Source organism: Streptomyces sp. NPDC098101, assembly GCF_044760185.1.
Lineage (GTDB): Bacteria > Actinomycetota > Actinomycetes > Streptomycetales > Streptomycetaceae > Streptomyces.
In genome coordinates, this window is record NZ_JBIWAS010000003.1 from 876,708 (window position 1) to 899,117 (window position 22,410).

23 protein-coding genes and 2 tRNA genes are annotated in these 22,410 nt (G+C 72.7%); 15 read left to right on the forward strand and 10 right to left on the reverse strand.

Going from position 1 to position 22,410, the window contains the following annotated elements; genetic code table 11:
* The first annotated feature begins 14 nt into the window (after positions 1-14).
* A complete protein-coding gene (locus ACIQVI_RS17015) occupies positions 15-695 on the forward strand; it encodes an AIM24 family protein (protein ID WP_351972965.1) in 681 nt (226 codons plus the stop codon).
* Positions 696-714: 19 nt separating this feature from the next.
* Complete coding sequence (locus ACIQVI_RS17020; protein ID WP_121832790.1) at positions 715-1,470, forward strand: AIM24 family protein; 756 nt, start codon at positions 715-717, stop codon at positions 1,468-1,470.
* A 75-nt stretch (positions 1,471-1,545) separates the two neighbouring features.
* On the opposite strand, the gene ACIQVI_RS17025 is transcribed toward ACIQVI_RS17020, so the two are convergent.
* Positions 1,546-2,067 (reverse strand): NUDIX hydrolase, encoded by a 522-nt coding sequence (locus ACIQVI_RS17025; RefSeq protein WP_403596213.1) that lies wholly within the window; start codon positions 2,065-2,067, stop codon positions 1,546-1,548.
* Entirely contained in the window at positions 2,064-3,563 is a 1,500-nt protein-coding gene (locus ACIQVI_RS17030; protein WP_403596216.1) for a zinc-dependent metalloprotease, read from the reverse strand. Before ACIQVI_RS17030 ends, ACIQVI_RS17025 begins: the two co-directional genes overlap by 4 nt.
* 214 nt (positions 3,564-3,777) lie before the next feature.
* On the opposite strand from ACIQVI_RS17030, the gene ACIQVI_RS17035 reads away from it, so the two are divergent.
* The 4 genes from ACIQVI_RS17035 (at position 3,778) to ACIQVI_RS17050 (ending at position 7,117) form a co-directional block, all read left to right on the forward strand.
* Positions 3,778-4,887, forward strand: coding sequence for an SDR family oxidoreductase (locus ACIQVI_RS17035; RefSeq protein ID WP_053646788.1), 1,110 nt, complete (start codon positions 3,778-3,780; stop codon positions 4,885-4,887).
* 170 nt (positions 4,888-5,057) lie between these two features.
* A complete protein-coding gene (locus ACIQVI_RS17040; protein ID WP_351972962.1) occupies positions 5,058-5,519 on the forward strand; it encodes a molybdenum cofactor biosynthesis protein MoaE in 462 nt (153 codons plus the stop codon).
* Between the two features lie 233 nt (positions 5,520-5,752).
* Positions 5,753-5,920 carry a hypothetical protein gene (locus ACIQVI_RS17045; RefSeq protein ID WP_351972967.1) on the forward strand — a complete coding sequence of 56 codons (168 nt, stop codon included), beginning with the start codon at positions 5,753-5,755 and terminating at the stop codon, positions 5,918-5,920.
* A 108-nt stretch (positions 5,921-6,028) separates the two neighbouring features.
* Positions 6,029-7,117 (forward strand): PDZ domain-containing protein, encoded by a 1,089-nt coding sequence (locus ACIQVI_RS17050; RefSeq protein WP_351972961.1) that lies wholly within the window; start codon positions 6,029-6,031, stop codon positions 7,115-7,117.
* A 72-nt stretch (positions 7,118-7,189) separates the two neighbouring features.
* Here the strand turns inward: ACIQVI_RS17050 and ACIQVI_RS17055 are convergent, their stop codons facing one another.
* Complete coding sequence (locus ACIQVI_RS17055; protein WP_351972960.1) at positions 7,190-7,741, reverse strand: PPA1309 family protein; 552 nt, start codon at positions 7,739-7,741, stop codon at positions 7,190-7,192.
* A gap of 168 nt (positions 7,742-7,909) precedes the next feature.
* Between ACIQVI_RS17055 and ACIQVI_RS17060 the strand changes: the two genes are divergently transcribed.
* The 4 genes from ACIQVI_RS17060 (at position 7,910) to ACIQVI_RS17075 (ending at position 13,234) form a co-directional block, all read left to right on the forward strand.
* Positions 7,910-10,801 carry a UPF0182 family protein gene (locus ACIQVI_RS17060; RefSeq protein WP_403596221.1) on the forward strand — a complete coding sequence of 964 codons (2,892 nt, stop codon included), beginning with the start codon at positions 7,910-7,912 and terminating at the stop codon, positions 10,799-10,801.
* A 45-nt stretch (positions 10,802-10,846) separates the two neighbouring features.
* A tRNA-Met gene (locus ACIQVI_RS17065) sits at positions 10,847-10,920 on the forward strand.
* 207 nt (positions 10,921-11,127) lie between these two features.
* Positions 11,128-13,086: a tetratricopeptide repeat protein gene (locus ACIQVI_RS17070; RefSeq protein WP_403596224.1), complete on the forward strand. Its 1,959-nt coding sequence runs from the start codon at positions 11,128-11,130 to the stop codon at positions 13,084-13,086.
* 74 nt (positions 13,087-13,160) lie between these two features.
* Positions 13,161-13,234, forward strand: a tRNA-Met gene (locus ACIQVI_RS17075).
* Between the two features lie 104 nt (positions 13,235-13,338).
* Here the strand turns inward: ACIQVI_RS17075 and ACIQVI_RS17080 are convergent.
* The 3 genes from ACIQVI_RS17080 to hisN form a co-directional block, all read right to left on the reverse strand.
* The gene (locus ACIQVI_RS17080; RefSeq protein ID WP_121832781.1) at positions 13,339-13,758 is read right to left on the reverse strand and encodes a Fur family transcriptional regulator; all 420 of its coding nucleotides are present in this window, start codon (positions 13,756-13,758) and stop codon (positions 13,339-13,341) included.
* A gap of 207 nt (positions 13,759-13,965) precedes the next feature.
* Positions 13,966-14,355: a cyclic nucleotide-binding/CBS domain-containing protein gene (locus ACIQVI_RS17085; RefSeq protein WP_030207283.1), complete on the reverse strand. Its 390-nt coding sequence runs from the start codon at positions 14,353-14,355 to the stop codon at positions 13,966-13,968.
* A gap of 148 nt (positions 14,356-14,503) precedes the next feature.
* Positions 14,504-15,316, reverse strand: coding sequence for a histidinol-phosphatase (gene hisN / locus ACIQVI_RS17090; RefSeq protein WP_351971039.1), 813 nt, complete (start codon positions 15,314-15,316; stop codon positions 14,504-14,506).
* A 157-nt stretch (positions 15,317-15,473) separates the two neighbouring features.
* Here hisN and ACIQVI_RS17095 point away from each other — a divergent pair, with 157 nt between their 5' ends.
* Complete coding sequence (locus ACIQVI_RS17095) at positions 15,474-16,157, forward strand: TetR/AcrR family transcriptional regulator (RefSeq protein WP_403596229.1); 684 nt, start codon at positions 15,474-15,476, stop codon at positions 16,155-16,157.
* Here the strand turns inward: ACIQVI_RS17095 and ACIQVI_RS17100 are convergent.
* The 4 genes from ACIQVI_RS17100 to ACIQVI_RS17115 all read right to left on the reverse strand — a co-directional run bounded on the left by ACIQVI_RS17100 (position 16,049) and on the right by ACIQVI_RS17115 (position 19,520).
* Positions 16,049-16,372 (reverse strand): multidrug efflux SMR transporter, encoded by a 324-nt coding sequence (locus tag ACIQVI_RS17100; RefSeq protein WP_078968180.1) that lies wholly within the window; start codon positions 16,370-16,372, stop codon positions 16,049-16,051. The two genes, ACIQVI_RS17095 and ACIQVI_RS17100, sit on opposite strands and share 109 nt — an antisense overlap.
* Positions 16,373-16,464: 92 nt before the next feature.
* Positions 16,465-17,478 carry a ribosome small subunit-dependent GTPase A gene (gene rsgA / locus ACIQVI_RS17105; RefSeq protein WP_351971041.1) on the reverse strand — a complete coding sequence of 338 codons (1,014 nt, stop codon included), beginning with the start codon at positions 17,476-17,478 and terminating at the stop codon, positions 16,465-16,467.
* Between the two features lie 3 nt (positions 17,479-17,481).
* Entirely contained in the window at positions 17,482-18,813 is a 1,332-nt protein-coding gene (gene aroA, locus ACIQVI_RS17110; protein ID WP_403596232.1) for a 3-phosphoshikimate 1-carboxyvinyltransferase, read from the reverse strand.
* 20 nt (positions 18,814-18,833) lie between these two features.
* Entirely contained in the window at positions 18,834-19,520 is a 687-nt protein-coding gene (locus tag ACIQVI_RS17115; RefSeq protein ID WP_403596235.1) for a M50 family metallopeptidase, read from the reverse strand.
* Between the two features lie 49 nt (positions 19,521-19,569).
* On the opposite strand from ACIQVI_RS17115, the gene ACIQVI_RS17120 reads away from it, so the two are divergent.
* The 4 genes from ACIQVI_RS17120 (at position 19,570) to rsrA (ending at position 22,389) form a co-directional block, all read left to right on the forward strand.
* Positions 19,570-20,385 (forward strand): SOS response-associated peptidase, encoded by an 816-nt coding sequence (locus ACIQVI_RS17120; protein WP_403596238.1) that lies wholly within the window; start codon positions 19,570-19,572, stop codon positions 20,383-20,385.
* A gap of 83 nt (positions 20,386-20,468) precedes the next feature.
* A complete protein-coding gene (locus tag ACIQVI_RS17125; RefSeq protein WP_403596895.1) occupies positions 20,469-21,146 on the forward strand; it encodes an alpha/beta family hydrolase in 678 nt (225 codons plus the stop codon).
* A 272-nt stretch (positions 21,147-21,418) separates the two neighbouring features.
* A complete protein-coding gene (locus tag ACIQVI_RS17130; protein WP_030207302.1) occupies positions 21,419-22,075 on the forward strand; it encodes a sigma-70 family RNA polymerase sigma factor in 657 nt (218 codons plus the stop codon).
* Positions 22,072-22,389 carry a mycothiol system anti-sigma-R factor gene (gene rsrA, locus ACIQVI_RS17135; protein WP_121833759.1) on the forward strand — a complete coding sequence of 106 codons (318 nt, stop codon included), beginning with the start codon at positions 22,072-22,074 and terminating at the stop codon, positions 22,387-22,389. The genes ACIQVI_RS17130 and rsrA overlap by 4 nt, the downstream gene beginning before the upstream one ends.
* Positions 22,390-22,410 lie beyond the last annotated feature (21 nt).

Below are 22,410 nucleotides of genomic sequence, written 5' to 3' on the forward strand. Positions count from 1 at the left end.
GGGAGCCCGAAGCCATGAACCAGCAACTCGCGGGCTACGCCCCGACCCCCGTCGCGGCCCGGATGGAGAACCACGGCAGCGCCATGCTCAAGGTCGCCATGGCGAGCGGCCAGGACCTCTACGCCCGCTCGGGCTCGATGGTCGCCTACGAGGGCTTCATCACCTACGAGCCCAATCCGCCCGCCGTCCGGCAGTATGCCCAGCAGTGGGTCACGGGCGAGGGCGCGCCGATCATGAAGTGCTCCGGCGACGGCCTGCTCTACCTCGCCGACTACGGCGCCGACGTCGTCGTGATCAACCTGAACAACGACTCCCTGTCGGTCAACGGCACCAACCTCCTCGCCTTCGACGCGCACCTCCAGTGGGGCGTCGAGCGGGTCAAGGGCCTCGCCAAGTTCGCCGGACAGGGCCTGTTCAACGTGACGATCGCCGGCACCGGCTGGGTCGCGCTCACCTCGCGCGGCACCCCGATCGTCGTCGACTGCGGCCGCGGCGAGGACGAGACGTACGTCGACCCCGACGCGCTCGTCGCCTGGTCGCCCGGGCTCAAGGTCAAGGGCAAGCGCAGCTTCAAGGCCTCCTCCCTCATCGGACGGGGCAGCGGCGAGGCGTACCAGATGGCCTTCTCGGGCCAGGGCATCGTCGTCGTACAGCCGAGCGAGGACAGCACCGACCGCCTGCGGGCCCGGGGCTGAGGGGGAGCGAGAACACACCATGCAGAGCCCGCTTTTCAACCACGCCGAGCAGCAGAGCCAGGAGCGGTACGTCGTCCAGAACCCGCAGCTCCTGCGGGTCAGCCTGACCGGGCAGGACGACGTCCTCGCCCGCAAGGGCGCCATGGTCGCCTACCAGGGCCTCATCGACTTCGACGGCGAGTACCAGACCGCGAACCAGCGCCGGGCGCGCGCCCGGACCGGCGAGGGCCTCGACCTGATGCGCTGCTCCGGGCAGGGCACGGTCTACTTCGCCAACCTCGCGCAGTACGTCCACGTCGTGGAGGTCGAGCAGGAGGGCCTCACCGTCGACAGCGCCTATGTCCTGGCGCTCGACTCGACCCTCCACACCGAGGTCATCGCCGTCGACAGCCAGTACGGCGTCTCCGGCTCCGGCAAGTACCAGCTCAACATCTCCGGCCGCGGCAAGGTCGCCCTGATGACCTCAGGGCAGCCGCTGATGATGCAGGTCACGCCCGAGAAGTACGTCAGCGTCGACGCGGACGCGATCGTCGCCTGGTCCACCGGCCTCCGCGTCCAGATGCAGGCCCAGACCCACAACTCCAGCGTCCGCCGCCGGCGCGGCGACACCGGCGAGGGCTGGGAGCTCAGCTTCCTCGGACAGGGCTTCGCCCTCGTCCAGCCCAGCGAGGTCATGCCCCCGCAGCACGCGGCCATCGGCCAGGGCATCGCCGCCCAGTACGGGGCCGGACAGCACGGCGCCCACGGCCAGAACCAGAACAACGCCTGGAACTAGACAGGGGTACGGAGAAACAGGGGTACGGAGAAGGGGGCGGGCGCCGGTCGGGCGCCCGCCCCCCTTCCCGTCTCCTCACAGCCGCGCCAGCGTGCCCTCCAGGAGGCGGACCACCGACGTGTCCGCCGTGCCCGCCACGTCCTCGTACGCGAACCAGCGCAGGTCCAGCGACTCCTCGCTGATCCGCTCCACCGCGTCCGCCGGGGCCAGGGCCGCGTATTGCACGTCCAGGTGCCAGTGGCAGGGCGCCGGGATCGGGTGCCGGTCCAGCCGCACCGGACCGCCCGGCAGCAGGACGAGCCCGGGGATCCCGGACTCCTCCGTCGCCTCCCGCAGCGCGGCCGCCTCGACCGTCGTGTCGCCCGGCTCGCAGTGGCCGCCCATCTGGAGCCACAGGCCCAGCTTCTTGTGCAGGGTCAGCAGCACCCGGCCCCGCGAGGGGTCGACCACCAGCGCGCTGGACGTCAGGTGACCGGCCGCGCAGGGCTTGTACATGCCGTCCGGGTGCGCGTCCAGATGGTCCAGGTAGGCCTGGCGCAGCTCTTCCTGGCCCCCGTACTCCTTGAGCACGAGGACCGCGTCGTCGTGCAGGGTCACTCCTTGCCGTCCCCGCCGCCGTTGTTCCCGTCCCGGCCGCCCTCCGGAGCGTCGCCCTCCGCCGAGCCGCCCTCCGGGGCGTCACCCTTCGGGGAGCCGCCCTTCGCGGCCTCGCCCAGCATCTTGTCCAGCTCGGAGAAGTCCAGGTGCTCGCGGTGCACGAAGCCGTCCGGGTCGTCCAGGTCGGTCGCCGTCGGCAGCATGTCCGGGTGCTCCCACAGGCCGTCCCGGCCGTCGACCCCGCGCGCGTCGGTGAGCGAGGCCCACAGGCGCGCCGCGTCCCGCAGCCGCCTCGGCCGCAGCTCCAGACCGATCAGGGTCGCGAAGGTCTGCTCGGCGGGACCGCCCGACGCCCGGCGCCGGCGCAGCGTCTCGCGCAGCGCGTCCGCCGAGGTCAGACGGGTCTTGGCGGCCTCGTGGACCACCGCGTCCACCCAGCCCTCGACCAGCGCGAGCGCCGTCTCCAGACGGGCCAGGGCCGCCTTCTGCTCCGGGGTGTCCTCCGGCTGGAACATGCCCTGCTGGAGCGCCTCCTGAAGCTGCTCGGGATGCGTCGGGTCGAGCTGGCCCACCGCCTCCTCCAGCTTCGAGGTGTCGACCTTGATCCCGCGCGCGTACCCCTCGACCGCGCCGAACAGGTGCGCCCGCAGCCACGGCACGTGCGCGAAGAGGCGCTGGTGGGCCGCCTCGCGCAGGGCCAGGTAGAGCCGCACCTCGTCCGAGGGAACGCCCAGGTCCTTGCCGAAGGCCTCGACGTTCAGCGGCAGCAGCGCGGCGCGCCCGGCCGGGCCCAGCGGCAGGCCGACGTCGGTCGAGCCCACGACCTCACCGGCGAGCGCGCCCACGGCCTGCCCGATCTGCTGGCCGAACATGGCGCCGCCCATGGAGCGCATCATGCCGATCAGCGGGCCCGCCATGGCCTGCATCTCCTCCGGCAGCACGTCGCCCATGGCCGTGCCGACCCGCTCGGCGACCGGGTCCACGAGCTGCTGCCACGCCGGCAGCGTCGCCTCGACCCACTCCGCGCGGCTCCACGCCACGGCGACGTTCGCCCCGGAGGGCAGCGAGGTCACCTGGTCCAGCCAGAGGTCGGCCAGGCGCAGGGCCTCCTGGACCGCCGACTTCTCGGCCGGGCCCACGCTGGCGTCCTTGGTGCCGTCGGGGGTGCCCTGGGCCACCACCTGGCGCGCGATCTGCTTGGCCATGTCCCAGTTCACGGGACCGCCCTCGTAGCTCAGCATCTGCCCGAGCTGCTGGAAGGCCGCGCCCAGATCGTTGGGGTTCAGCGAGCCGAACATCGCCGCGAACGGATTGTCCGCGCCGCCCGGTCCGCCCATGCCCGGCAGTGCGCCGAAACCGAACGGGTTCGCCCCGAACGGGTTGCCGCCCTGGCCACCGGACCCCTGGCCACCTCCGGCGGGGTCCTTCTTCTTGCCCTCGTCGCCGTCCTCCGGCTCCTCCGGCGGAAGGCCGAATCCGAATGGGGTGTCACTCACAGGTTTCCTCGGCTCGTAGGGCCGCCGGCCTCCTGCCGACGGCGACTGCCCGACCAGAGCCTGCCCACGACAGGCTCCGCACACCACCAGCGTAGACATCCGGGCCGGAAACGGGCTCGGTGCTCCGCCGGGGCACGGCCTGCGGCAGGATGGACGCCACCTGGTCCGTACGTCGTGCGGCGTACGTACTGAAGACAACCGCTGGAGACGCCCGGTGAGTTCCCCAGATCCACAGGTTCGCGGAACGCGAAACCACTCGACCCGGTCCACCGCGCGCGGGCCCGTCGTCGCGGTCACCGGCGCCGCGTCCGGCGTCGGCGACCTCCTGACCAGGCGCCTCGCCGCCTCCGACGAGGTCAAGCGGGTCGTCGCCATCGACGAGCGCCGGGGCGAGGTCCCCGAGGCCCAGTGGCACGTCCTCGACGTGCGCGACCCGGCCATCGCGGAGAAGCTGCGCGGCGCCGACGTCGTCGTGCACCTCGCCGTCGACCTCGACCTGGAGACCGACCCCGCGGCCCGGACGGCCTACAACGTGCGCGGCACGCAGACCGTCCTGACCGCCGCCGCGGCCGCCGGCGTCCACCGGGTGGTGCTCTGCACCTCCGCGATGGTCTACGGCGCCCTGCCCGACAACGACGTCCCGCTCTCCGAGGACGCCGAGCTGAAGGCCACGGCGGAGGCCACCGGCGTCGGCGACATGCTGGAGATCGAGCGCCTGGGCCGCCGGGCGCCCCGCGCGCACCCCGGCCTCCACGTCACCGTGGTCCGCCCGGCCGTCCTCGTCGGCGGTACGGACACGGCGCTGACCCGCTACTTCGAGTCGCCCCGGCTGCTCGTCGTCGCCGGCTCCCGGCCCACCTGGCAGTTCTGCCACGTCGAGGACCTGGTGAGCGCCCTGGAGTACGCGGCCCTGGAGAAGGTCGACGGGGAGTTCGCGGTCGGCTGCGAGGGCTGGCTGGAGCAGGAGGAGGTCGAGGAGCTGTCCGGGATCCGGCGCATGGAGCTGCCCTCCGCCGTCGCCCTCGGCACGGCGGCCCGCCTCCACCGGATCGGCCTGACCCCGTCCCCGGCGGGCGACCTCGCGTACACCATGCACCCCTGGGTGGTCAGCGTCGGACGCCTGCACGACGCGGGCTGGCGGCCGAAGTGGACGAACGAGGAGGTCCTCGCCGCGCTCCTGGAGGAGGTCGAGGGCCGCCACACGGTCGCCGGCCGCCGCCTGGGCCGCAAGGACGCGACGGCGGCCGGGGCGGCCGGGGCGACGGTGGCCCTGCTCGGCACGGCGGCGCTCGTCCGGCAGATGCGGAAGCGGCGCGGGATCTGACCCGCGCCCGGGGGACGTGCCCCCCGCGATGCGTCCCGAGGGCCGTCCGAGGGCCGTCCGCATCCGGGAGGGGGCCTTCCGGCGGACTGTAGGACCCTCCTACGGAGGGTCCCGAGCGCCGGTCGAAACCGCTCTTCCGGGTTGTCGGCGGCGTACGGCACGATGGGCTCATGGCACTGACGTTTGACCACCCCGGCGAGCAGGCCTCGGCCGACCCCATCAAGCTCCTCGCGATCCGGGAGACACCGCTCTCCGTCGACGAGGTCTTCCGGGCCGTCGGGGACGACGCCTCCGGCGGCACCACCCTCTTCGTCGGCACCGTGCGCAACCACGACGGCGGCGCGGACGTCGACGCGCTGGGCTACTCCTGCCACCCCACGGCCGAGGCGGAGCTGCGCCGCGTCGCCGAGAAGGTCGTCGCGAACCACCCGGTCCGCGCCCTGGCCGCCGTCCACCGCGTCGGCGACCTCCGGGTCGGCGACATCGCGGTCGTCGTGGCCGTCTCCTGCCCCCACCGGGCCGAGGCCTTCGAGGCCTGCCGCAAGCTGATCGACGACCTCAAGCACGAAGTACCCATTTGGAAGCACCAGACCTTCTCGGACGGAACCGAGGAATGGGTGGGTGCCTGCTAGGGGCGCCCGGGAAGCAAGGCGACGCGCCGACGGGGCGTAGCCGAACGCCCGATTTGCGTAACCGACCCCCGCACGCGAGCGTTGACGACACGGATGAAACAGTCTGCTGATCAACTCACTGGGGATGGGAGGTCGGGATGGCAGCGCTGGCCTGGTTGCTGATTCCGCTTTTCGCAGTCGTCGGCGCGGCGATATGGGGAAGCTGGGCTTCGAGGAACAAGACCATAGGTGACGTGGCCGAGCTCGCCGGCTACGCCCGCTTCCGGGACGCGATGGAACGCGTCCACCCCGCGCCCTCCGACGCCGCGCACCCCGTGCACCCCGTGCTCCCCGACTCCGCCCGCCACGAGCGCGAACCGGCCGCGGCCGCCACCGCCGTCACCCCCTCCTCCTCCGGCTGACTCCGGCTGACTCCGGCCGGCCCCCGGCCGATCCCCGGCCGACGCGGGCCGCCCCGTACGGACCCGCCCCGGGGGTGCACCCACAGGCGAGTCCCGTACTGTCGTTCCATGCCACGCCGCACCGCGACGATGCTCGCCTCCACCCTGGTCCTGATCTGCCTGCTCATCGCGGGCGTTCTGATCCCGGTGCCGTACGCGGAGATGAGCCCCGGACCGACGGTCAACACCCTCGGCGACGCCCGCGGGGAGCCCGTCCTGCAGATCTCCGGACGCAAGACGTACCCGACCGACGGCCACCTCAACATGACGACGGTCCGCGTCACCGGCGCGGACTACCGGATGAACGCCGTCGAGGCCGTCTACGGGTGGCTCGCCCACGACAACGTGGTGGTGCCGCACGACACGCTCTACCCGGACGGCAAGACCGAGGAGCAGTCGAGCCAGGAGAACGCCGAGGAGTTCAGCCAGTCCCAGGAGAGCGCCAAGGTGGCGGCCCTCGGGGAGCTGGGCATCCCGGTGGTCTCCCGGGTCGTCGTCGCCACGGTCGTCAAGGGCGCCCCGGCCGAGGGCAAACTGCACGCCGGGGACGTCATCAAGGCCGTCGACGGCGTGGCGATCACCGAGCAGAGCGACGTCGCCGCGCAGGTGGTCAAGCGGAAGCCCGGCCAGAAGGTCGAGTTCACGATCGTCCCCGCCAAGGAGGCGGCCGCCGCCGAGAAGGCGGGCAAGGAGCCGACCGCGACCCGCGAGGTGGTCATCACGACCACCACCTCCGAAGAGGGCGACCGGGCCGTCGTCGGCATCCAGGCCGGCACCGACCACGTCTTCCCGTTCACGATCGACATCAAGCTCGCCGACGTCGGCGGCCCCAGCGCCGGGCTGATGTTCGCGCTCGGCATCATCGACAAGCTCACCCCGGACAGCCTCACGGGCGGCCGGTTCATCGCGGGCACCGGCACCATCGACGACAAGGGCGAGGTCGGCCCGATCGGCGGCATCGAGATGAAGCTGGTCGGCGCGCGCAACGCGGGCGCCGAGTACTTCCTCACCCCGGCCGACAACTGCGCCGCGGCCGCCTCCGACATCCCCGACGGCCTCACCCTGGTCAAGGTGGACACCATCGACGACGCCACGAAGTCCCTGGAGAAGCTCCGCAAGGGCGACACGGCGTCCCTCCCGAGCTGCTCGAAGGGCTGAGCGGCCCCGCAGGGACACGAGAGGGCGGCACCCCCACCGGGGGCGCCGCCCTCTCTTCCGTACGTACGGCCCTCAGCCCTCGAAGGTGGCCGCGAGCGCCTCGGCGAGCCCCGGCACCAGGTCCGGGCCCGTCAGCACCTCGGTCGCCGAGTCCTTCTCGCGCAGCCGGATCGCCGCCTCGCGCGCCCCGCTCCGCAGCACCGCCACGGTCATCCGCACCTCCTGGCGGTCCGGGTGCCCGGCCACCCACTTGGCGAGCTGCTTCTCACTCAGCCCCTGCGGCACCTGGGCCTCCGCCGACGGGGGCAGCATGAGCCGCTCCACCGTCATGGCGCAGCCGGCGACCGCGTCGGGCCAGGCGATCGTGCCGAGGAACTCGTCGAGGGGCTTCCCGCGCGGCAGCTTGTCCTGCTCGATCGGGGTGTAGGAGGTGGAGTCGTCGCCCAGGCCGAGCTGGGAGGCGAGCTTGGGCTCCTGGGCGCGCAGCCGGGCGGTGTCGACCAGGGCGAACAGGCGGGCGGGCTGGTCCCAGCCGAGGCCCGACGCGTACTCGTCGATCTCGAGCACGGTGCGGGTGAGGGGGCTCGCGGCCATCGCCGGGCCGGAGGGGGAAACGTTGGACATGACCAATATCCTGCCTCCTCTTTCCCCGAAGCCGGGAACTAGGTAAAGCCTCGGTAAGTTGCATCAGTGGGCCCTACGATCGCGGGGCCTGCTTCAGACCCACCAGCACGCATCGACACATCGACACCGAGACGCATCAACATCGAGGGGCGCACGTTGGCTTTCCAGATGCCGGACCGCGGCGGAGGCCCGTCAGGGCCAAGGATGAGAGTCGGCCGGCCGTCCCGGCGGGCCCGTACCCTGCTCATGACACTCGGGGTGCTGGCCGTCCTGGCCATGGCGTTCGTGATGTTCGCCGGGTTCTGGACGGACTGGCTCTGGTACCGCTCCGTCGCGTACTCGTCCGTGTTCACCACCACCCTGTGGACCAAGATCGGCCTCTTCGCGGTCTTCGGCCTCCTGATGGGGCTCGCCGTCGGCTTCAACATCTGGCTGGCGCACCGGCTGCGGCCGCCGCTCAGCGCGATGTCGCTGGAGCAGCAGAGCCTCGACCGGTACCGGATGGGCCTCGCCCCCTTCAAGAAGTGGGTGCTGCTCGCGGTCACGGCCCTGGTGGCCCTGATCGCCGGCGCCTCCGCCTCCGGCCAGTGGCGCACCTGGCTGATGTGGGTCAACGGCGTGAAGTTCGGCCAGAAGGACCCGCAGTTCGGGCTCGACGTGTCGTTCTACGCCTTCGACCTGCCCTGGTACCGCTTCCTCCTCGCGTTCGGCTTCGCCGCCGCCGTCCTGTCGCTGATCGCCGCCGCGCTCACGCACTACCTGTACGGCGGGCTGCGGGTCACCAGCCCGGGCGCGCGCGCCACCGCCGCCGCCACGGGCCACCTGTCGGTGCTGCTCGGCGTCTTCGTGTCGCTGAAGGCCGTGGCGTACTGGCTCGACCGGTACGGCCTGGCCGTGAAGTCCAGCGACTTCAAGGCCACCGGCAACTGGACGGGCCTGCGGTACGTCGACGCCAACGCGTACCTGCCGGCGAAGACCATCCTCTTCTGCATCGCCGCGATCTGCGCCGTGCTGTTCTTCGCGACGCTCTGGCGCCGCACCTGGCAGCTGCCGGTGATCGGCTTCGGCCTGATGGTGCTGTCCGCGGTCCTGATCGGCGGCCTGTACCCGGCCATCGTGCAGAAGTTCCAGGTCCAGCCGAACGAGCAGGCCAAGGAAGCGCCGTACATCCAGAAGAACATCGACGCGACCCGCAAGGCGTACGCGATCGACGGGACGAAGCCCGAGAACTACTCGGGCAAGTCGACGGTCAAGGACAAGGACAAGCTGCGGACGGACGCCGACACGGCGGCCAGCTACCGCGTCCTCGACCCGAACATCGTCTCGCCCACGTTCCAGCAGCTGGAGCAGAAGCGTAAGTACTACCAGTTCCCGACCACCCTGGACGTGGACCGCTACCAGGGCAAGGACACCGTCATCGGTCTCCGCGAGCTCAACATCCGGGGCATCCCGAAGCGGAACTGGATCAACGACCACTTCACCTACACCCACGGCTACGGCGCCATCATGGCCTCGGGCACGCAGACCGACGCCAACGGCTCCCCGGTCTTCACCGAGTCCGGCCTGCCGACCACCGGCCAGCTCCCGAAGTACGAGCAGCGGATCTACTACGGCGAGAAGACCGACCAGTACTCGATCGTGGGCGGGCCCCAGCGGGAGCTCGACTACGAGGAGAACGGCGAGAAGACCACCAGCTACAAGGAGAAGAGCGGCGTCAGCCTCTCCAGCGCCTTCAACCGCGCCGCGTACGCGGTGGCCTTCAGCGAGCCGCAGATCCTCTACTCGGGGGCCATCGGCGACGGCTCGCGGATCCTCTACAACCGCACGCCCAAGCAGCGCGTCGAGGCGGTCGCGCCCTGGCTGACCATCGACGGCGACGCCTACCCGGCGGTCGTCGGCGGCCGGATCCAGTGGATCGTCGACGCGTACACGACGACCAACGGCTACCCGTACGCCTCGCGCACCACGCTCGGCGACACCACGGCCGACTCGCTGACCGTCGGCAACCAGCAGCGCACGGTCGTCGCCCAGCAGAACCAGGTCAACTACATCCGCAACTCGGTGAAGGCCACCGTCGACGCCTACGACGGCACGGTGAAGCTGTACCAGTGGGACACCCAGGACCCGGTCCTCAAGACCTGGATGAAGGCCTTCCCGGACACGGTGAAGCCGAAGTCCGAGATCAAGGGCGACCTCCTGGAGCACCTGCGCTACCCGCAGGACATGTTCAAGGTCCAGCGCGAGCTGCTGACCCGGTACCACGTCACCAACCCGGCGCAGTTCTACAGCGGCTCGGACGCCTGGCAGGTGCCGGACGACCCGACCAACAAGGACGGCAACGCGGTCCCGCCGTACTACCTGAGCATGAAGATGCCCGGGGACGCGGCGCAGCGCTTCTCGCTGACGACGACGTTCACGCCGAACGGGCGGCCCAACCTGGGCGGCTTCATGGCGGTCGACGCCGACGCCACCAGCAAGGAGTACGGCCGGCTGAGACTGCTGCGGGTCACCCAGGACGTGCCGGGCCCGGCCCAGGTGCAGAGCAAGCTCAACGGCCTGCCGTCTGTGGCCCAGTTCGTCCGGGACATGAAGGGCGCCGACTCCGACATCCAGTACGGCAACCTGCTGACCGTGCCGCTCGACGGCGGGTTCCTGTACGTCGAGCCGGTGTACGCCCAGGGACGGAACGCGCTGTATCCGCTCCTGAAGAAGGTCGCGGTGTCGTACGTGGACGCGGACCAGCCCGAGGGCGACACGACCAAGGACACCACGGTGTTCGAGGACAACCTCACCAAGGCGCTCAACGCGGTCTTCGGGGTGGAGGCGCCGACGCAGCCGACGCCCGAGCAGCCGGGCACCACGCCTCCGCCGCCGGCGTCGAACGACGCCGCGCTGAAGCAGGCGATCGCCGACGCCCAGAAGGCGTACGACGCGGGCGAGGCCGCCCTGCAGAAGGGCGACTGGACCGCGTACGGCAAGGCGCAGGAGGACCTGCAGGCGGCCCTCCAGAAGGCCGCCGAGGCCGGGGCGAAGCTCAAGTCACCGGGAGCAGGCGGCTGACCTGAGGTTTTCCACCTCCGCGTCGTGATACTGTTACGTCACCGACGCGGGGTGGAGCAGCTCGGTAGCTCGCTGGGCTCATAACCCAGAGGTCGCAGGTTCAAATCCTGTCCCCGCTACTCTGTGGCAAACGAGGGCCCGGATCCATAAGGATCCGGGCCCTCGTCGTGTGTCGACGTGCCAGGGGGTACCGAAGAGCGGTAGGGAAGGGGCGAGTTGGCGTGAGTCGTGTTTGACTTGTCTCTCTGTGGGCATGTCGACAAAACGCTGAGTGACCTCACTGGCTGCGGTTTACCAGGTGTGCTCGGGTGGCGGGTGGTGCGACGATGGTATTTATGGGGGACAGGGCAACTCTGTTGGAGACAGGGCGGTTTGTGCAGCGGCATACCAGGAGCGCCGCGGACGAGATCATCGAGGCGGTGGGGGCCGCCGAGACGGTCCTCGGCACCACGGCCGTGGCCGATGCCGACACCGAGAACGAGACCGAGACGGAGGCCCGGCACCGCCGTGCCGCCGAGTACGGGGACCTCGCCTCGATGAGCGCCCTCGGCGCCCTGCTGCTGCGCCGCGGCGACCTGGACGGCGCCGAGCCCTACCTGCGCGGCGCCACGGCCGAGGGGGACCGGGCCGCCGCCAACAACCTGGGCGTCCTGCTGCACCAGCGCGGCTACGCCGACGAGGCCGCCGGCTGGTGGCGGGTCGCCGCCGTCGCCGGCTCCGCCCCCGCCGCCCACGCCCTCGGCCGCCACCACCGCGAGCGCGGCGACGAGCCCGCCGCCGAGTACTGGCTGCGCCAGGCCGCCGAGCAGGGCCACGCCCTCGGCGCGTACGCCCTCGCCGACCTCCTGGAGCACCGCGGCGACGTCGGCGCCGAGCGCTGGCTGCGCGCCGCCGCCGAGCAGGGCCACCGCGAGGCCGCCTACCGGCTCGCCATGGCCCTGGAGCGGCGCGCCACCGAGACGACCCGCGGCCCGCACGCCACCGGCACCCGGCTCCCGGTCCCCGGCGCCGCCAGGAGCGCCGCGGAGGCGGCCCCCGGCATCCTGCCGGAGGCCCCGGCCGCCGAGACCGTGGGCGAACTCGCCGAGGCCGAGCAGTGGTTCCGGCAGGCCGCCGCGCGCGGCCACCGGCGGGCCGCCCTCCACCTCGGCGCCATCCTGGAGCAGCGCGGCGAGCTGAAGGAGGCCGGCCGCTGGTACCTCAGCTCCGCCAAGGAGGGCGAGGCCAGGGCCGCCTGCGCGCTCGGCTTCCTGCTCCGCGACGCGGGCGACGAGGAGAGCGCCGCCGTGTGGTGGCTGCGGGCCGCCCAGGACGGCGACGGCAACGCCGCCAACGCCCTGGGGGCCCTGCACGCGGCCCGGGGCGAGCAGCAGACCGCCGAGCGCTGGTACCGGGCCGCCATGGACGCCGGCGACGTCAACGGCGCCTACAACCTCGGGCTGCTCTGCGCCGCCCAGGACCGCATCCCGCAGGCCGAGCAGTGGTACCGGCGGGCCGCCTACGCGGGCCACCGCGAGGCCGCCAACGCGCTCGCCGTGCTGCTCCTCCAGGCCGGCGACGCGAACGGCGCCGAGCCGTGGTTCTCCAAGGCCGCCGAGGCCGGCAGCGTGGACGCCGCCTTCAACCTGGGCATCCTGCACGCCGGGCGCGACGACGACCGCACGGCCCTCGTCTGGTACGAGCGGGCCGCCGCCGCCGGGCACACCGAGGCCGCCCTCCAGGTCGGCATCGCCGCCCTGCGCGACGGCGACGAGCGGACCGCCGAGCGGCACCTGCGCTGCGCGGCGGGCGGCGGCAGCGCCGAGGCGGCCTTCCGGCTCGCCTCGGTGCTCGACGCGCGCCGCCCCGAGCCCGGCCCCGCCGTGCTCGGCGCGCCCCGCGAGGAGAAGAGCGAGTGCGAGGAGTGGTACGAGCGGGCCGCCCGGCAGGGCCACCGGCGCGCCCAGGTGCGGGTCGGGATGCTCGCCGCCGCGCGCGGCGACCTGGCGGAGGCCGACCGCTGGTACCGGGAGGCCGCCGAGGCGGGCAGCCGCAACGGCGCCTTCAACCTGGGACTGCTGCTCGCCCGCGAGGGCAGCGAGCGCGAGGCCTCCCTCTGGTGGACCCGGGCCGCCCGGGCCGGCCACGGCCGCGCCGCGCTCCGGCTCGCGCTGCTCGCGGCGCGCCGGGGCGAGCTCACCGAGGGGCGCCGCTGGTGCGCCCGCGCGGTGGAACTGGGCCCGGCCGAGGTCGCCGAGCGGGCGGCCCGGCTGAGCGAGGCGCTGCACCAGGAGCTCACGGCGTGACGGCCGGACCGGAGGCGGCGGGCGTTAACGGATTTGCGCGGGTGACGGGAGAGCCGTAAGGTTGGGTTCACCGACGCGGGGTGGAGCAGCTCGGTAGCTCGCTGGGCTCATAACCCAGAGGTCGCAGGTTCAAATCCTGTCCCCGCTACTCAGTAGCAAACGAAGGCCCGGATCCTCTTGGATCCGGGCCTTCGTCGTGTGTGCGCCGGCCGCACGAAGAAGCCCCCGCCGCGGCGGGGGCCTCCGTCACTCTCAGGCCGTCGTGGCGCAGCTCGGGCAGATGCCCCGGTACGTGACCTCGACGTCGGAGATCGTGAAGCCGAAGCGCTCGCTGTCCGGCAGGTCCGCCAGCGGGTCGCCGCCCGGGTGCACGTCGCGGATCGCGCCGCAGCGGCCGCAGACCAGGTGCTGGTGCGGACGGTGGGCGTTCGGGTCGTACCGCTTGGCGCGTCCGTCGGTGGCCACCTCGATGACCTCGCCGAGCGTCACCATCTCGCCCAGCGTGTTGTAGACGGTCGCGCGCGAGATCTCGGGCAGCCGCGTCACGGCGCGCGCGTGGACCTCGTCGGCGGTCAGGTGGACGTGGTCCCCGTCGAGCACTTCGGCCACGACACGTCGCTGCGCGGTCATGCGCCAGCCACGTCCGCGCAGTCGTTCCAACAGGTCGCTCATGAGGGTCAGCCTAACAGTCGGTGACAAGATCGCGAACGAGTGTGATTTTGGAGTCACCTTTGAATTGGACTTTGTCCAAGGTAGGGTCGGGGCTTCGGTGGGCGGCCGGAGGTCGCGGTCCAGGCCCTGCGCGGCCGACGGCGGCCCGCCGGGGAGAGAGGGCCGGTCCCCCGTATTCGTACGGTGGACCGGCCCTCTCGTGCGTGCTCAGGCGGCGGCGCTGTGCACCGGGATCCAGCAGCGGACGATGTCGCGTACGGAGACGATGCCGACCGGCCCGTGGTCGTCGAGGACGACCAGATGGCGGAAGCCGCCCCGGGTCATGGCCTCGGCCGCCTCCGCCAGGGTCCAGGTGGGCGCGGCGAAGACGACGTCCCGGGTGGTGTGGGCGTCGGCGGTCTCGTGGTCGGGGTTCCGGTCGGCGCCGACGGCGTCGAGGATGTCGCGCTCGGTGAGGATGCCGATGCCGCCGGAATCCCCGTCCTGGACGACGGCGGCGCCGACGCGGCGCGCCGACATCAGTCGTGCCGCCTGGCGGAGGGTGTGGGCCGGGCCGATGGTGAGGGTCACGGGACTCATGGCGTCGCGGACGAGCATGGAAGGGACCACCTCCGGTTCGAGAACTTTTTCACAAGTTCACAAGTGGGGGGAGTCTCAGAGTGGCACCGGGGGAGGGGGCCGACAAGAGGGCGCGCGAGGCGTCTCCGGGAGCGCCGGGGGGCGCCCGGTGCTCCCGGAGGGGCCGTCAGTCCTCCCCGGGCGCCCGCTGGTTCAGGTACGAGAGCAGCTCGCCGTGGAGCAGTCCGTTGGACGCCGCCGCGTTCCCGCTGTGCGGCCCGTGCCGCCCGTCCAGGCCCGTGTACGTGCCGCCGGCCTCCTGGACCACGATCGACACCGCCGCCATGTCCCACAGCGACAGCTCCGGCTCCGCGCAGAGGTCCACGGACCCCTCCGCGACCATCATGTACGGCCAGAAGTCGCCGTACGCCCGCGTCCGCCAGCACGCGCGCGTGAGGTCCAGGAAGCCGTCGAGGCGGCCCCGCTCCTCCCAGCCGCTCAGCGAGGAGTACGCGAACGACGCGTCCGCCAGGGAGGAGACCTTCGAGACCCCGAGCCGGGTCGCCGAGGCCAGACTGCGGCCCGTGTACGCCCCGAGGCCCTTCGCCGCCCACCAGCGGCGGCCGAGCGCCGGGGCCGACACCACGCCCACCACCGGCTGGAACCCGGTCTCCCCGGCCTCCATCAGCGCGATCAGGGTCGCCCAGACCGGCACCCCGCGCACGTAGTTCTTCGTCCCGTCGATCGGGTCGATCACCCAACGGCGCGGACCCGAGCCCTCCACGCCGTACTCCTCGCCCAGGATCGCGTCGCGCGGCCTGGCCCGCTGGAGCTGACCGCGGATCAGCTCCTCCGCCGCCTTGTCCGCCTCGCTCACCGGCGTCATGTCCGGCTTCGTCTCGACCTGGAGGTCGAGCGCCTGGAAGCGGTCCATGGTGGCCGCGTCGGCGGCGTCGGCGAGAACGTGGGCGAGGCGCAGGTCATCGTGGTAATCGGCCATGGTCGGCACTCTATCCCCGGGTGATCCGGGCCGGACGAACCGTCCACCGCGGCCCCGGGCTCCTTGACAGGGCGGGGAAGCCTGCCGACTCTGTGTGAGGGTCCGCGCACGGAGCGTGCCGCACCCCGCACCGACACGTACGGCCCGGGAGGCGCCGATGCCGACTGCCCGCGAGGCCCTGCTCGACGCGGCGCTCGCCGCGCTCGCGCACCGGCCCTGGTCCGCCGTGCGGATGGCCGACCTCGCCACCGCCGCCGGGGTCTCCCGGCAGACCCTCTACAACGAGTTCGGCAGCAAGGACGGGCTGGCCCGCGCACTCGTGCGCAGGGAGGCCGACGCCTACCTCCAGGGCGTCCGGAAACTGCTCGCCGACCCCGGGCCGGCCGCCCGGACCCTCGCCACCCTCGCCGAGTGGATCGTGGCCAGGACCGCCGCCCGGCCGGTCCTGCGGGCCCTGCTCACCGGCGCCTGGGACGCGCGGCTGCCCGCGCCCCGGCCGGCCCGCCCGGGCGCCCGGCCCGCGGCCGTCCCCGCCCAGCGCCGCGCCGACGCCGGGCCGCCCGCGCCCGGGGAACTGGTGGCGGCCACCGTGGCCTGCGCGGACGAGCGGTGGGCGGCCGGCTGCGAACTCGCCGTCCGGATCGCCCTCAGCCACGTCGTCGCGCCCCCGGTGCCGTACGGAACGCCCCCGGTGCCGTACGGAACGGCCGCGGGGGCGCGGAGGGCGGAGGGTCAGTGCGCGGAGCCGGAGAGCTGGAGCCCGATGACGCCCACGATCACCAGGGTGATCGAGACGATCTTGAGTGTGGAGACCACGTCCCCCAGGAAGACCATGCCGTAGATCGCGGTCCCGGCCGCGCCGATCCCCGTCCACACCGCGTACGCCGGACCCACGTCGAGCTTCCGCAGCGCCAGCGTGAGCAGACCGAAGCTGCCCAGCGCGAAGGAGGCGAAGGCGACCGTCGGCCACAGGCGCGTGAACCCGTGCGAGAGCTTGAGGCAGACCGCGAAACCCGTTTCCAGGAACCCTGCCACCACCACCAGCAGCCACGCCATCGTCAGTGCCTCCCACGCCGTCGGTGACTGCTTCGTCGCACTTGGTGCGATTATGCACTTACCGGTACCGAACGGACGTAAACCCGGGCGGCTCAGTCGCCCTCGCGTCGCTCCCGGGTCGAGAGCAGCCGCCGCAGCGACACGAGCCGCGCCGGATCGGCGTGCCCCTCCGCCACGTACGCGTCGAGGGCGCAGTCCTGCTCGTCGTGGCTGCACGCGCGCGGGCAGTTCTCCGTGCCCGGCACGAGGTCGGGGAAGGCCAGGATCACCCGGGACGGGTCGACGTGGTTCAGGCCGAAGGAGCGCACGCCCGGGGTGTCGATCACCCAGCCGCCCTCCTTGTCGTCCAGCGGCAGCGCGAGCGCCGAGGTCGTGGTGTGCCGGCCCCGGCCCGTCACCGCGTTCACCACACCGGTGGTGCGCCGCCGCTCCGGCGGCACCAGGGCGTTCACCAGGGTCGTCTTCCCGACGCCGGAGTGCCCCACGAACGCGGTGGTCCGCCCCTTGAGGTGCTCACGCACCCGCTCGGCGGCCGCCCCGTCGACGAACTCGTCCCGGGTGGTCACCACGTGCGGCACGCCCAGCGCCCCGTACATCTCCAGAAGCGCGTCCGGCGGCGCCAGGTCCGACTTGGTGAGCACGAGCAGCGGCGAGAGGCCGCCGTCGTACGCGGCGACCAGACAGCGGTCGATCAGCCGGGGCCGCGGCTCGGGGTCGGCGAGGGCGGTGACGATCGCCAGCTGGTCGGCGTTGGCCACCACCACCCGCTCGTACGGATCGTCGTCGTCGGCCGTGCGCCGGAGCACCGAGGTGCGCTCCCCGATCCGTACGATCCGGGCCAGCGTGTCCCGCTCCCCGGAGAGGTCGCCGACGATCGAGACCCGGTCGCCGACCACGGCGGCCTTGCGGCCCAGCTCGCGCGCCTTCATCGCCGTCACGACCCGGTCGTCGACCAGACAGGTCAGCCGGCCCCGGTCGACGGTGAGGACCATGCCCTCGACGGCGTCCTCGTGCTTCGGCCGGATGCTGGTCCGGGGGCGGGTCCCCTTGCGGTTGGGCCGCTGGCGGATGTCGTCCTCGTCGGTGTGCTTGCCGTAGCGCCGCATGGCTCAGGCCCCGAGCATTTCGGTCCACATCGCCGGGAAGTCGGGCAAGGTCTTGGCCGTCGTCGCCACGTCCTCGATCTCCACGCCCTCGACCGCCAGGCCGATGACCGCGCCCGCCGTCGCCATCCGGTGGTCGTGGTACGTGCGGAAGACGCCGCCGTGCAGCGGGCGCGGACGGATGTGCAGACCGTCCCCGGTCTCCGTCACGTCCCCGCCCAGCTCGTTGATCTCCTTGGTGAGCGCCGCCAGCCGGTCCGTCTCGTGCAGCCGCAGATGGGCGACCCCGCGCAGGGTGGAGGGGGAGTCGGCCAGGGCCGCGACCGCCGCGATGCCCGGGGTCAGCTCGCCGACCTCGCCGAGGTCCACGTCGATGCCGTGGATCCGGCCCGTGCCGGTGAAGGTCAGACCCGCCTCGGTCAGCTCGCAGGAACCACCCATCTCGGTGAAGATCTCCCGCAGCGCGTCACCGGGCTGGGTGGTCCGCGCGGGCCAGTCCCGGACCGTCACCCGGCCGCCGGTCACCAGGGCGGCCGCCAGGAACGGCTGCGCGTTCGACAGATCCGGCTCCACGACCAGGTCGCGGCCGCGCAGCGCGGAGGACGCCACCCGCCACACGTCCGGCTCCCCGCCGTGCTCCGGCTCGTCGACCCGCGCGCCGACCGCCCGCAGCATGTCGACCGTCATCCGGATGTGCGGCATCGAGGGCAGCCGCGACCCCACGTGCCGCACCTCCACCCCCTGGTTGAAGCGGGGCGCGGAGAGCAGCAGGGCGCTGACGAACTGGGAGGACGAGGAGGCGTCGATCTCGACCGTGCCGCCGTCCAGGCCCCCGGCGCCGTGCACGGTCATCGGCAGCGCGCCCCGGCCGTCGTCCTCGATCCGGGCGCCGAGCGCGCGCAGCGCGTCGATCACGCCGTGCAGCGGGCGCTCGTGGGAGCGGGGGTCGCCGTCGAAGCGCACCGGTCCGTCGGCGAGCGCCGCGACCGGCGGCAGGAAGCGCATGACCGTGCCGGCGTTGCCGACGTCGACGGTCGCGGGGCCGCGCAGCGGCGCGGGGATGATCCGCCAGGCCTCGCCGGACCCGTCGGGACCCACGCCCTCCTCGATCCGCACGCCGAGGGTACGGAGCGCCTCGGCCATCAGGAGGGTGTCCCGGGAGCGCAGCGGACGGCGCAGCCAGCCGGGCTCGGCGGCCAGCGCGGCGAGCACCAGGGCGCGGTTGGTGACCGACTTCGACCCGGGCACGGTGACGGTCGCGTCGACGGCGCCGCGCGCGTACGGAGCGGGCCAGAGGTCGGTGGACGGGTCGGTGTGCGGGGAAGCTGCTGCGGTCATGCCCTCACTGTACGGGGGCGTCAGAACCGCAGGAGCCAGCGACCGCCGCCGATCAGACAGCAGATCGAGACCGTGTGGAAGAAGATCAGCCACACCCCGGCGGGCACGTGGGTGAGCCGCGCCAGCTGGTCCGCGTCCGAGTCCGGGGCGCCGCCCCGGCGCCGCTTCGCCTGGAGCTCGAAGGCCGGCCGGACGCCGCCCAGGAGCAGGAACCAGACCGCCGCGTAGGCGAAGGTCCCCTGCACGTCGGGCCCGGTGAGGAGGGAGACGAGGAGGAAGGCGGCGCCCGTCACCAGGACGGTGAGGATCCCGTACGCGTTGCGGACCATCACGAGGAGCGCGAGGAGCAGCGCGGTCGCGGCCCACAGCAGCAGCGTGGTCCGGTGGGTGCCGAGCAGCGCCGCGCCGCCGAGGCCGAGGAGCGGGGCCGCGGGATAGCCGGCGGCCAGCGTGAGGACTATCCCGAGGCCGGTCGGGCGGCCCCGGGACACGGTCAGGCCGCTGGTGTCCGAGTGCAGCCGGATCGCTTCCAGGCGGCGGCCGGTGGCCAGGGCGACGATGCCGTGGCCGCCCTCGTGCGCGATGGTGATCGCGTTGCGGGCCGGCAGCCAGAGCCGCCGGAACACGACCAGGGACAGCGCGCAGCCGGCGGTGAACCAGACGATCCACTCGTCCGGGGCGGGCTGGGTGCCGAGGATGTCGTTCATTCGGCGGAAGCTCCTCGGTCGCGGGCGGGATCGTGGCAGTCTGGCACGTATGTGCGGACGGTTTGCATCGAGTCGACGGCCCGAGGACCTCGTGGAGACCTTCGGGGTGGAGCAGTGGGAGCCGGAGGAGACCCTGGCCCCCGACTGGAACGTGGCCCCCACCAAACAGGTCTGGGCCGTTCTGGAGCGTCCTGTGAAGGACGCGGAATCCAAGGAGCCGGTTCGCCAGCTGCGCACCCTGAAGTGGGGGCTCGTCCCGTCCTGGTCGAAGTCCCCGGACGGCGCCGCCCGGATGATCAACGCGCGCTCCGAGACCCTCCACGAGAAGCCCTCCTTCAAGCGGGCCTTCGCCTCCCGCCGCTGCATCATTCCCGCCGACGGCTACTACGAATGGGTGACCGGGACGGCGGAGCGGGACCTGGAGGTCGAGGGGAAGAAGAAGCGGCCGCGCAAGCAGCCGTACTTCGTGACCCCGGCGGACGGCTCGGTCTTCGCGATGGCGGGGCTCTACGAGTTCTGGCGCGACCGGACCCTCCCCGACGACCACCCCTCCTCCTGGTGGGTCACCTGCTCGGTCATCACCACGGAGGCGGAGACCGGGCCGCTGGGCGTGGCCCCGGCCGAGGGGCCCCGCTCGCTCGCCGACATCCACCCCCGGATGCCGCTGATGCTGACCGAGGACCGCTGGGACGCCTGGCTCACCCCGGAGAACAGCGACCTCGAAGAGCTGCGCGGACTGCTCGCCCCGCCGCCGGAGGGCCTGATGCGGGCCTATCCGGTGCCGACGGCCGTCAGCAACGTCCGCAACAACGGCCCCGAACTCCTGACGGAGCTGGAGGGCCCGGAGGTGGGCACGCTCTTCTGACCCGCCTCCTCTTCCGACCCGCCCCCGCGCGGCAGAATGAGGACGTGACCGATGAAGCGACGACCGACGGCGCGACCGACGATGTGACCGGCGGAGCGACCGACGACGTGACCGGCGGAGCGACGCGCCGCGAGACCGTCCCCACCGACGCCGGAGACGCCCGCGTCACCTGGTACGAGCCGGACGGGGGCGCGGAGCCGTGGACCGTCCTCGCCCTCGGCCACGGCGCCGGCGGCGGGATCGAGGCCCGCGACCTCCGGGCCCTCGCCGGGGCGCTGCCCGCCCGGGGCGTGACCGTCGCCCTGGTCGAACAGCCCTGGCGGGTCGCGGGCAAGAAGCTCGCGCCCGCCCCCAAGACCCTCGACACCGCCTGGCGCGGCCTCTGGCCCGCCCTCGCGAAGCCCGGCCTCCCCGTGGTCGCGGGCGGCCGCAGCGCCGGCGCCCGGGTCGCCTGCCGCACCGGCCGCGAACTCGGCGCCACGGCCGTCCTCGCCCTGAGCTTCCCCCTGCACCCCCCGGGCAGGCCCGAGAGGTCCCGCGCCGGCGAACTGCTCGGCACCGGCCTGCCCACCCTCGTGGTCCAGGGCGGCAACGACCCCTTCGGCCGCCCCGAGGAGTACCCGGAAGGCCCGTACGCCCTCGTCGGGATCCCTTACGGGGACCACGGCTTCGCCCTGCCCAAGCGCGCCCCCCTCGGCGCGGACGAGGCCCTCGGGCTCCTCGTGGACGCCGTCGCCGAGTGGCTCGACGCCCTCCGCTGACGCCCTGTCCGCCCCGCCCCCGCACCGGGAATGCCGAGCGGGGGAGCGCTGTTGTTCGGTACGTCGTACGACAGCAGGGAAGAGCAAGAGGAGAGGGAGTCCGTCGCATGGGTTCGACCATCTGCCCGGAGCGCGCGCAGGGCGCTGACCTCGACTGGACGGTGCTGCCCGCGCCCAAGGGCGCCCCGATTCGGGCGGCGGGCGGAGCGGTTCCTCGTCTATCCTCCGAAACGAGCGGGTCCGTCCCCGGGCTCGCCGCCGCGCTGGAGGAGGTGGGTCCGGTCACTGGGACCGACACAGGGACCGACGACGGCCCCGAGGAGACGACCGAGGAGCGCAACGCGCGCTTCGAGCGGGACGCCCTCGGCTACCTCGACCAGATGTACTCGGCCGCGCTCCGCATGACGCGCAACCCCGCGGACGCGGAGGACCTGGTGCAGGAGACGTACGCCAAGGCGTACGGGTCCTTCCACCAGTTCCGCGAGGGCACGAACCTCAAGGCGTGGCTGTACCGGATCCTCACGAACACCTTCATCAACTCGTACCGCAAGAAGCAGCGCGAACCCCAGCGCAGCGCCGCCGAGGAGATCGAGGACTGGCAGCTCGCCCGCGCCGAGTCGCACATGTCGACCGGCCTGCGCTCCGCCGAGTCCCAGGCCCTCGACCACCTTCCCGACTCCGACGTGAAGGAAGCGCTGCAGGCGATCCCCGAGGAGTTCCGCATCGCCGTCTACCTCGCCGATGTCGAGGGCTTTGCGTACAAGGAGATCGCGGACATCATGGGGACACCCATCGGTACGGTGATGTCCCGACTGCACCGGGGCCGCCGCCAGCTGCGCGGAATGCTCGAGGACTACGCCCGCGACCGCGGGCTCGTCCCCGCGGGCGCCGGAGAGTCGTCGAACGATCTGAAAGGCTCGGGCTCATGAGCTGCGGAGAGCCGCACGAGACGGACTGCTCAGAGGTCCTGGACCATCTCTACGAGTTCCTCGACAACGAGATGCCCGACAGCGACTGCACCAAGTTCGAGGTGCACTTCGAGGAGTGCTCCCCGTGCCTGGAGAAGTACGGCCTGGAGCAGGCCGTGAAGAAGCTCGTCAAGCGCTGCTGCGGCAGTGACGACGTCCCCACCGACCTGCGGGCCAAGGTCATGGGCCGGATCGAGCTGATCCGCTCCGGCCTGCCCGCCCCCGAGCAGGACGTCGCGGCGGGCGCGCCCGCGACGCCCGCCCCGCAGGAGTAGCACCGCCCCCGTACGGACGCA

Coding starts and splice junctions, on each gene's coding strand:
- ACIQVI_RS17040 (WP_351972962.1), top strand. CDS start 5,058: ATGGCACTGACGTTTGACCACCCCGGCGAGCAGGCCTCGGCCGACCCC.
- ACIQVI_RS17115 (WP_403596235.1), bottom strand. CDS start 19,520: ATGAACGACATCCTCGGCACCCAGCCCGCCCCGGACGAGTGGATCGTC.
- ACIQVI_RS17055 (WP_351972960.1), bottom strand. CDS start 7,741: ATGTCCAACGTTTCCCCCTCCGGCCCGGCGATGGCCGCGAGCCCCCTC.
- ACIQVI_RS17060 (WP_403596221.1), top strand. CDS start 7,910: ATGCCGGACCGCGGCGGAGGCCCGTCAGGGCCAAGGATGAGAGTCGGC.
- ACIQVI_RS17050 (WP_351972961.1), top strand. CDS start 6,029: ATGCCACGCCGCACCGCGACGATGCTCGCCTCCACCCTGGTCCTGATC.
- ACIQVI_RS17100 (WP_078968180.1), bottom strand. CDS start 16,372: ATGGCGTGGCTGCTGGTGGTGGTGGCAGGGTTCCTGGAAACGGGTTTC.
- hisN (WP_351971039.1), bottom strand. CDS start 15,316: ATGGCCGATTACCACGATGACCTGCGCCTCGCCCACGTTCTCGCCGAC.
- ACIQVI_RS17020 (WP_121832790.1), top strand. CDS start 715: ATGCAGAGCCCGCTTTTCAACCACGCCGAGCAGCAGAGCCAGGAGCGG.
- ACIQVI_RS17080 (WP_121832781.1), bottom strand. CDS start 13,758: ATGAGCGACCTGTTGGAACGACTGCGCGGACGTGGCTGGCGCATGACC.
- ACIQVI_RS17085 (WP_030207283.1), bottom strand. CDS start 14,355: ATGCTCGTCCGCGACGCCATGAGTCCCGTGACCCTCACCATCGGCCCG.
- aroA (WP_403596232.1), bottom strand. CDS start 18,813: ATGACCGCAGCAGCTTCCCCGCACACCGACCCGTCCACCGACCTCTGG.
- ACIQVI_RS17015 (WP_351972965.1), top strand. CDS start 15: ATGAACCAGCAACTCGCGGGCTACGCCCCGACCCCCGTCGCGGCCCGG.
- rsrA (WP_121833759.1), top strand. CDS start 22,072: ATGAGCTGCGGAGAGCCGCACGAGACGGACTGCTCAGAGGTCCTGGAC.
- rsgA (WP_351971041.1), bottom strand. CDS start 17,478: ATGCGGCGCTACGGCAAGCACACCGACGAGGACGACATCCGCCAGCGG.
- ACIQVI_RS17095 (WP_403596229.1), top strand. CDS start 15,474: ATGCCGACTGCCCGCGAGGCCCTGCTCGACGCGGCGCTCGCCGCGCTC.
- ACIQVI_RS17070 (WP_403596224.1), top strand. CDS start 11,128: ATGGTATTTATGGGGGACAGGGCAACTCTGTTGGAGACAGGGCGGTTT.
- ACIQVI_RS17120 (WP_403596238.1), top strand. CDS start 19,570: ATGTGCGGACGGTTTGCATCGAGTCGACGGCCCGAGGACCTCGTGGAG.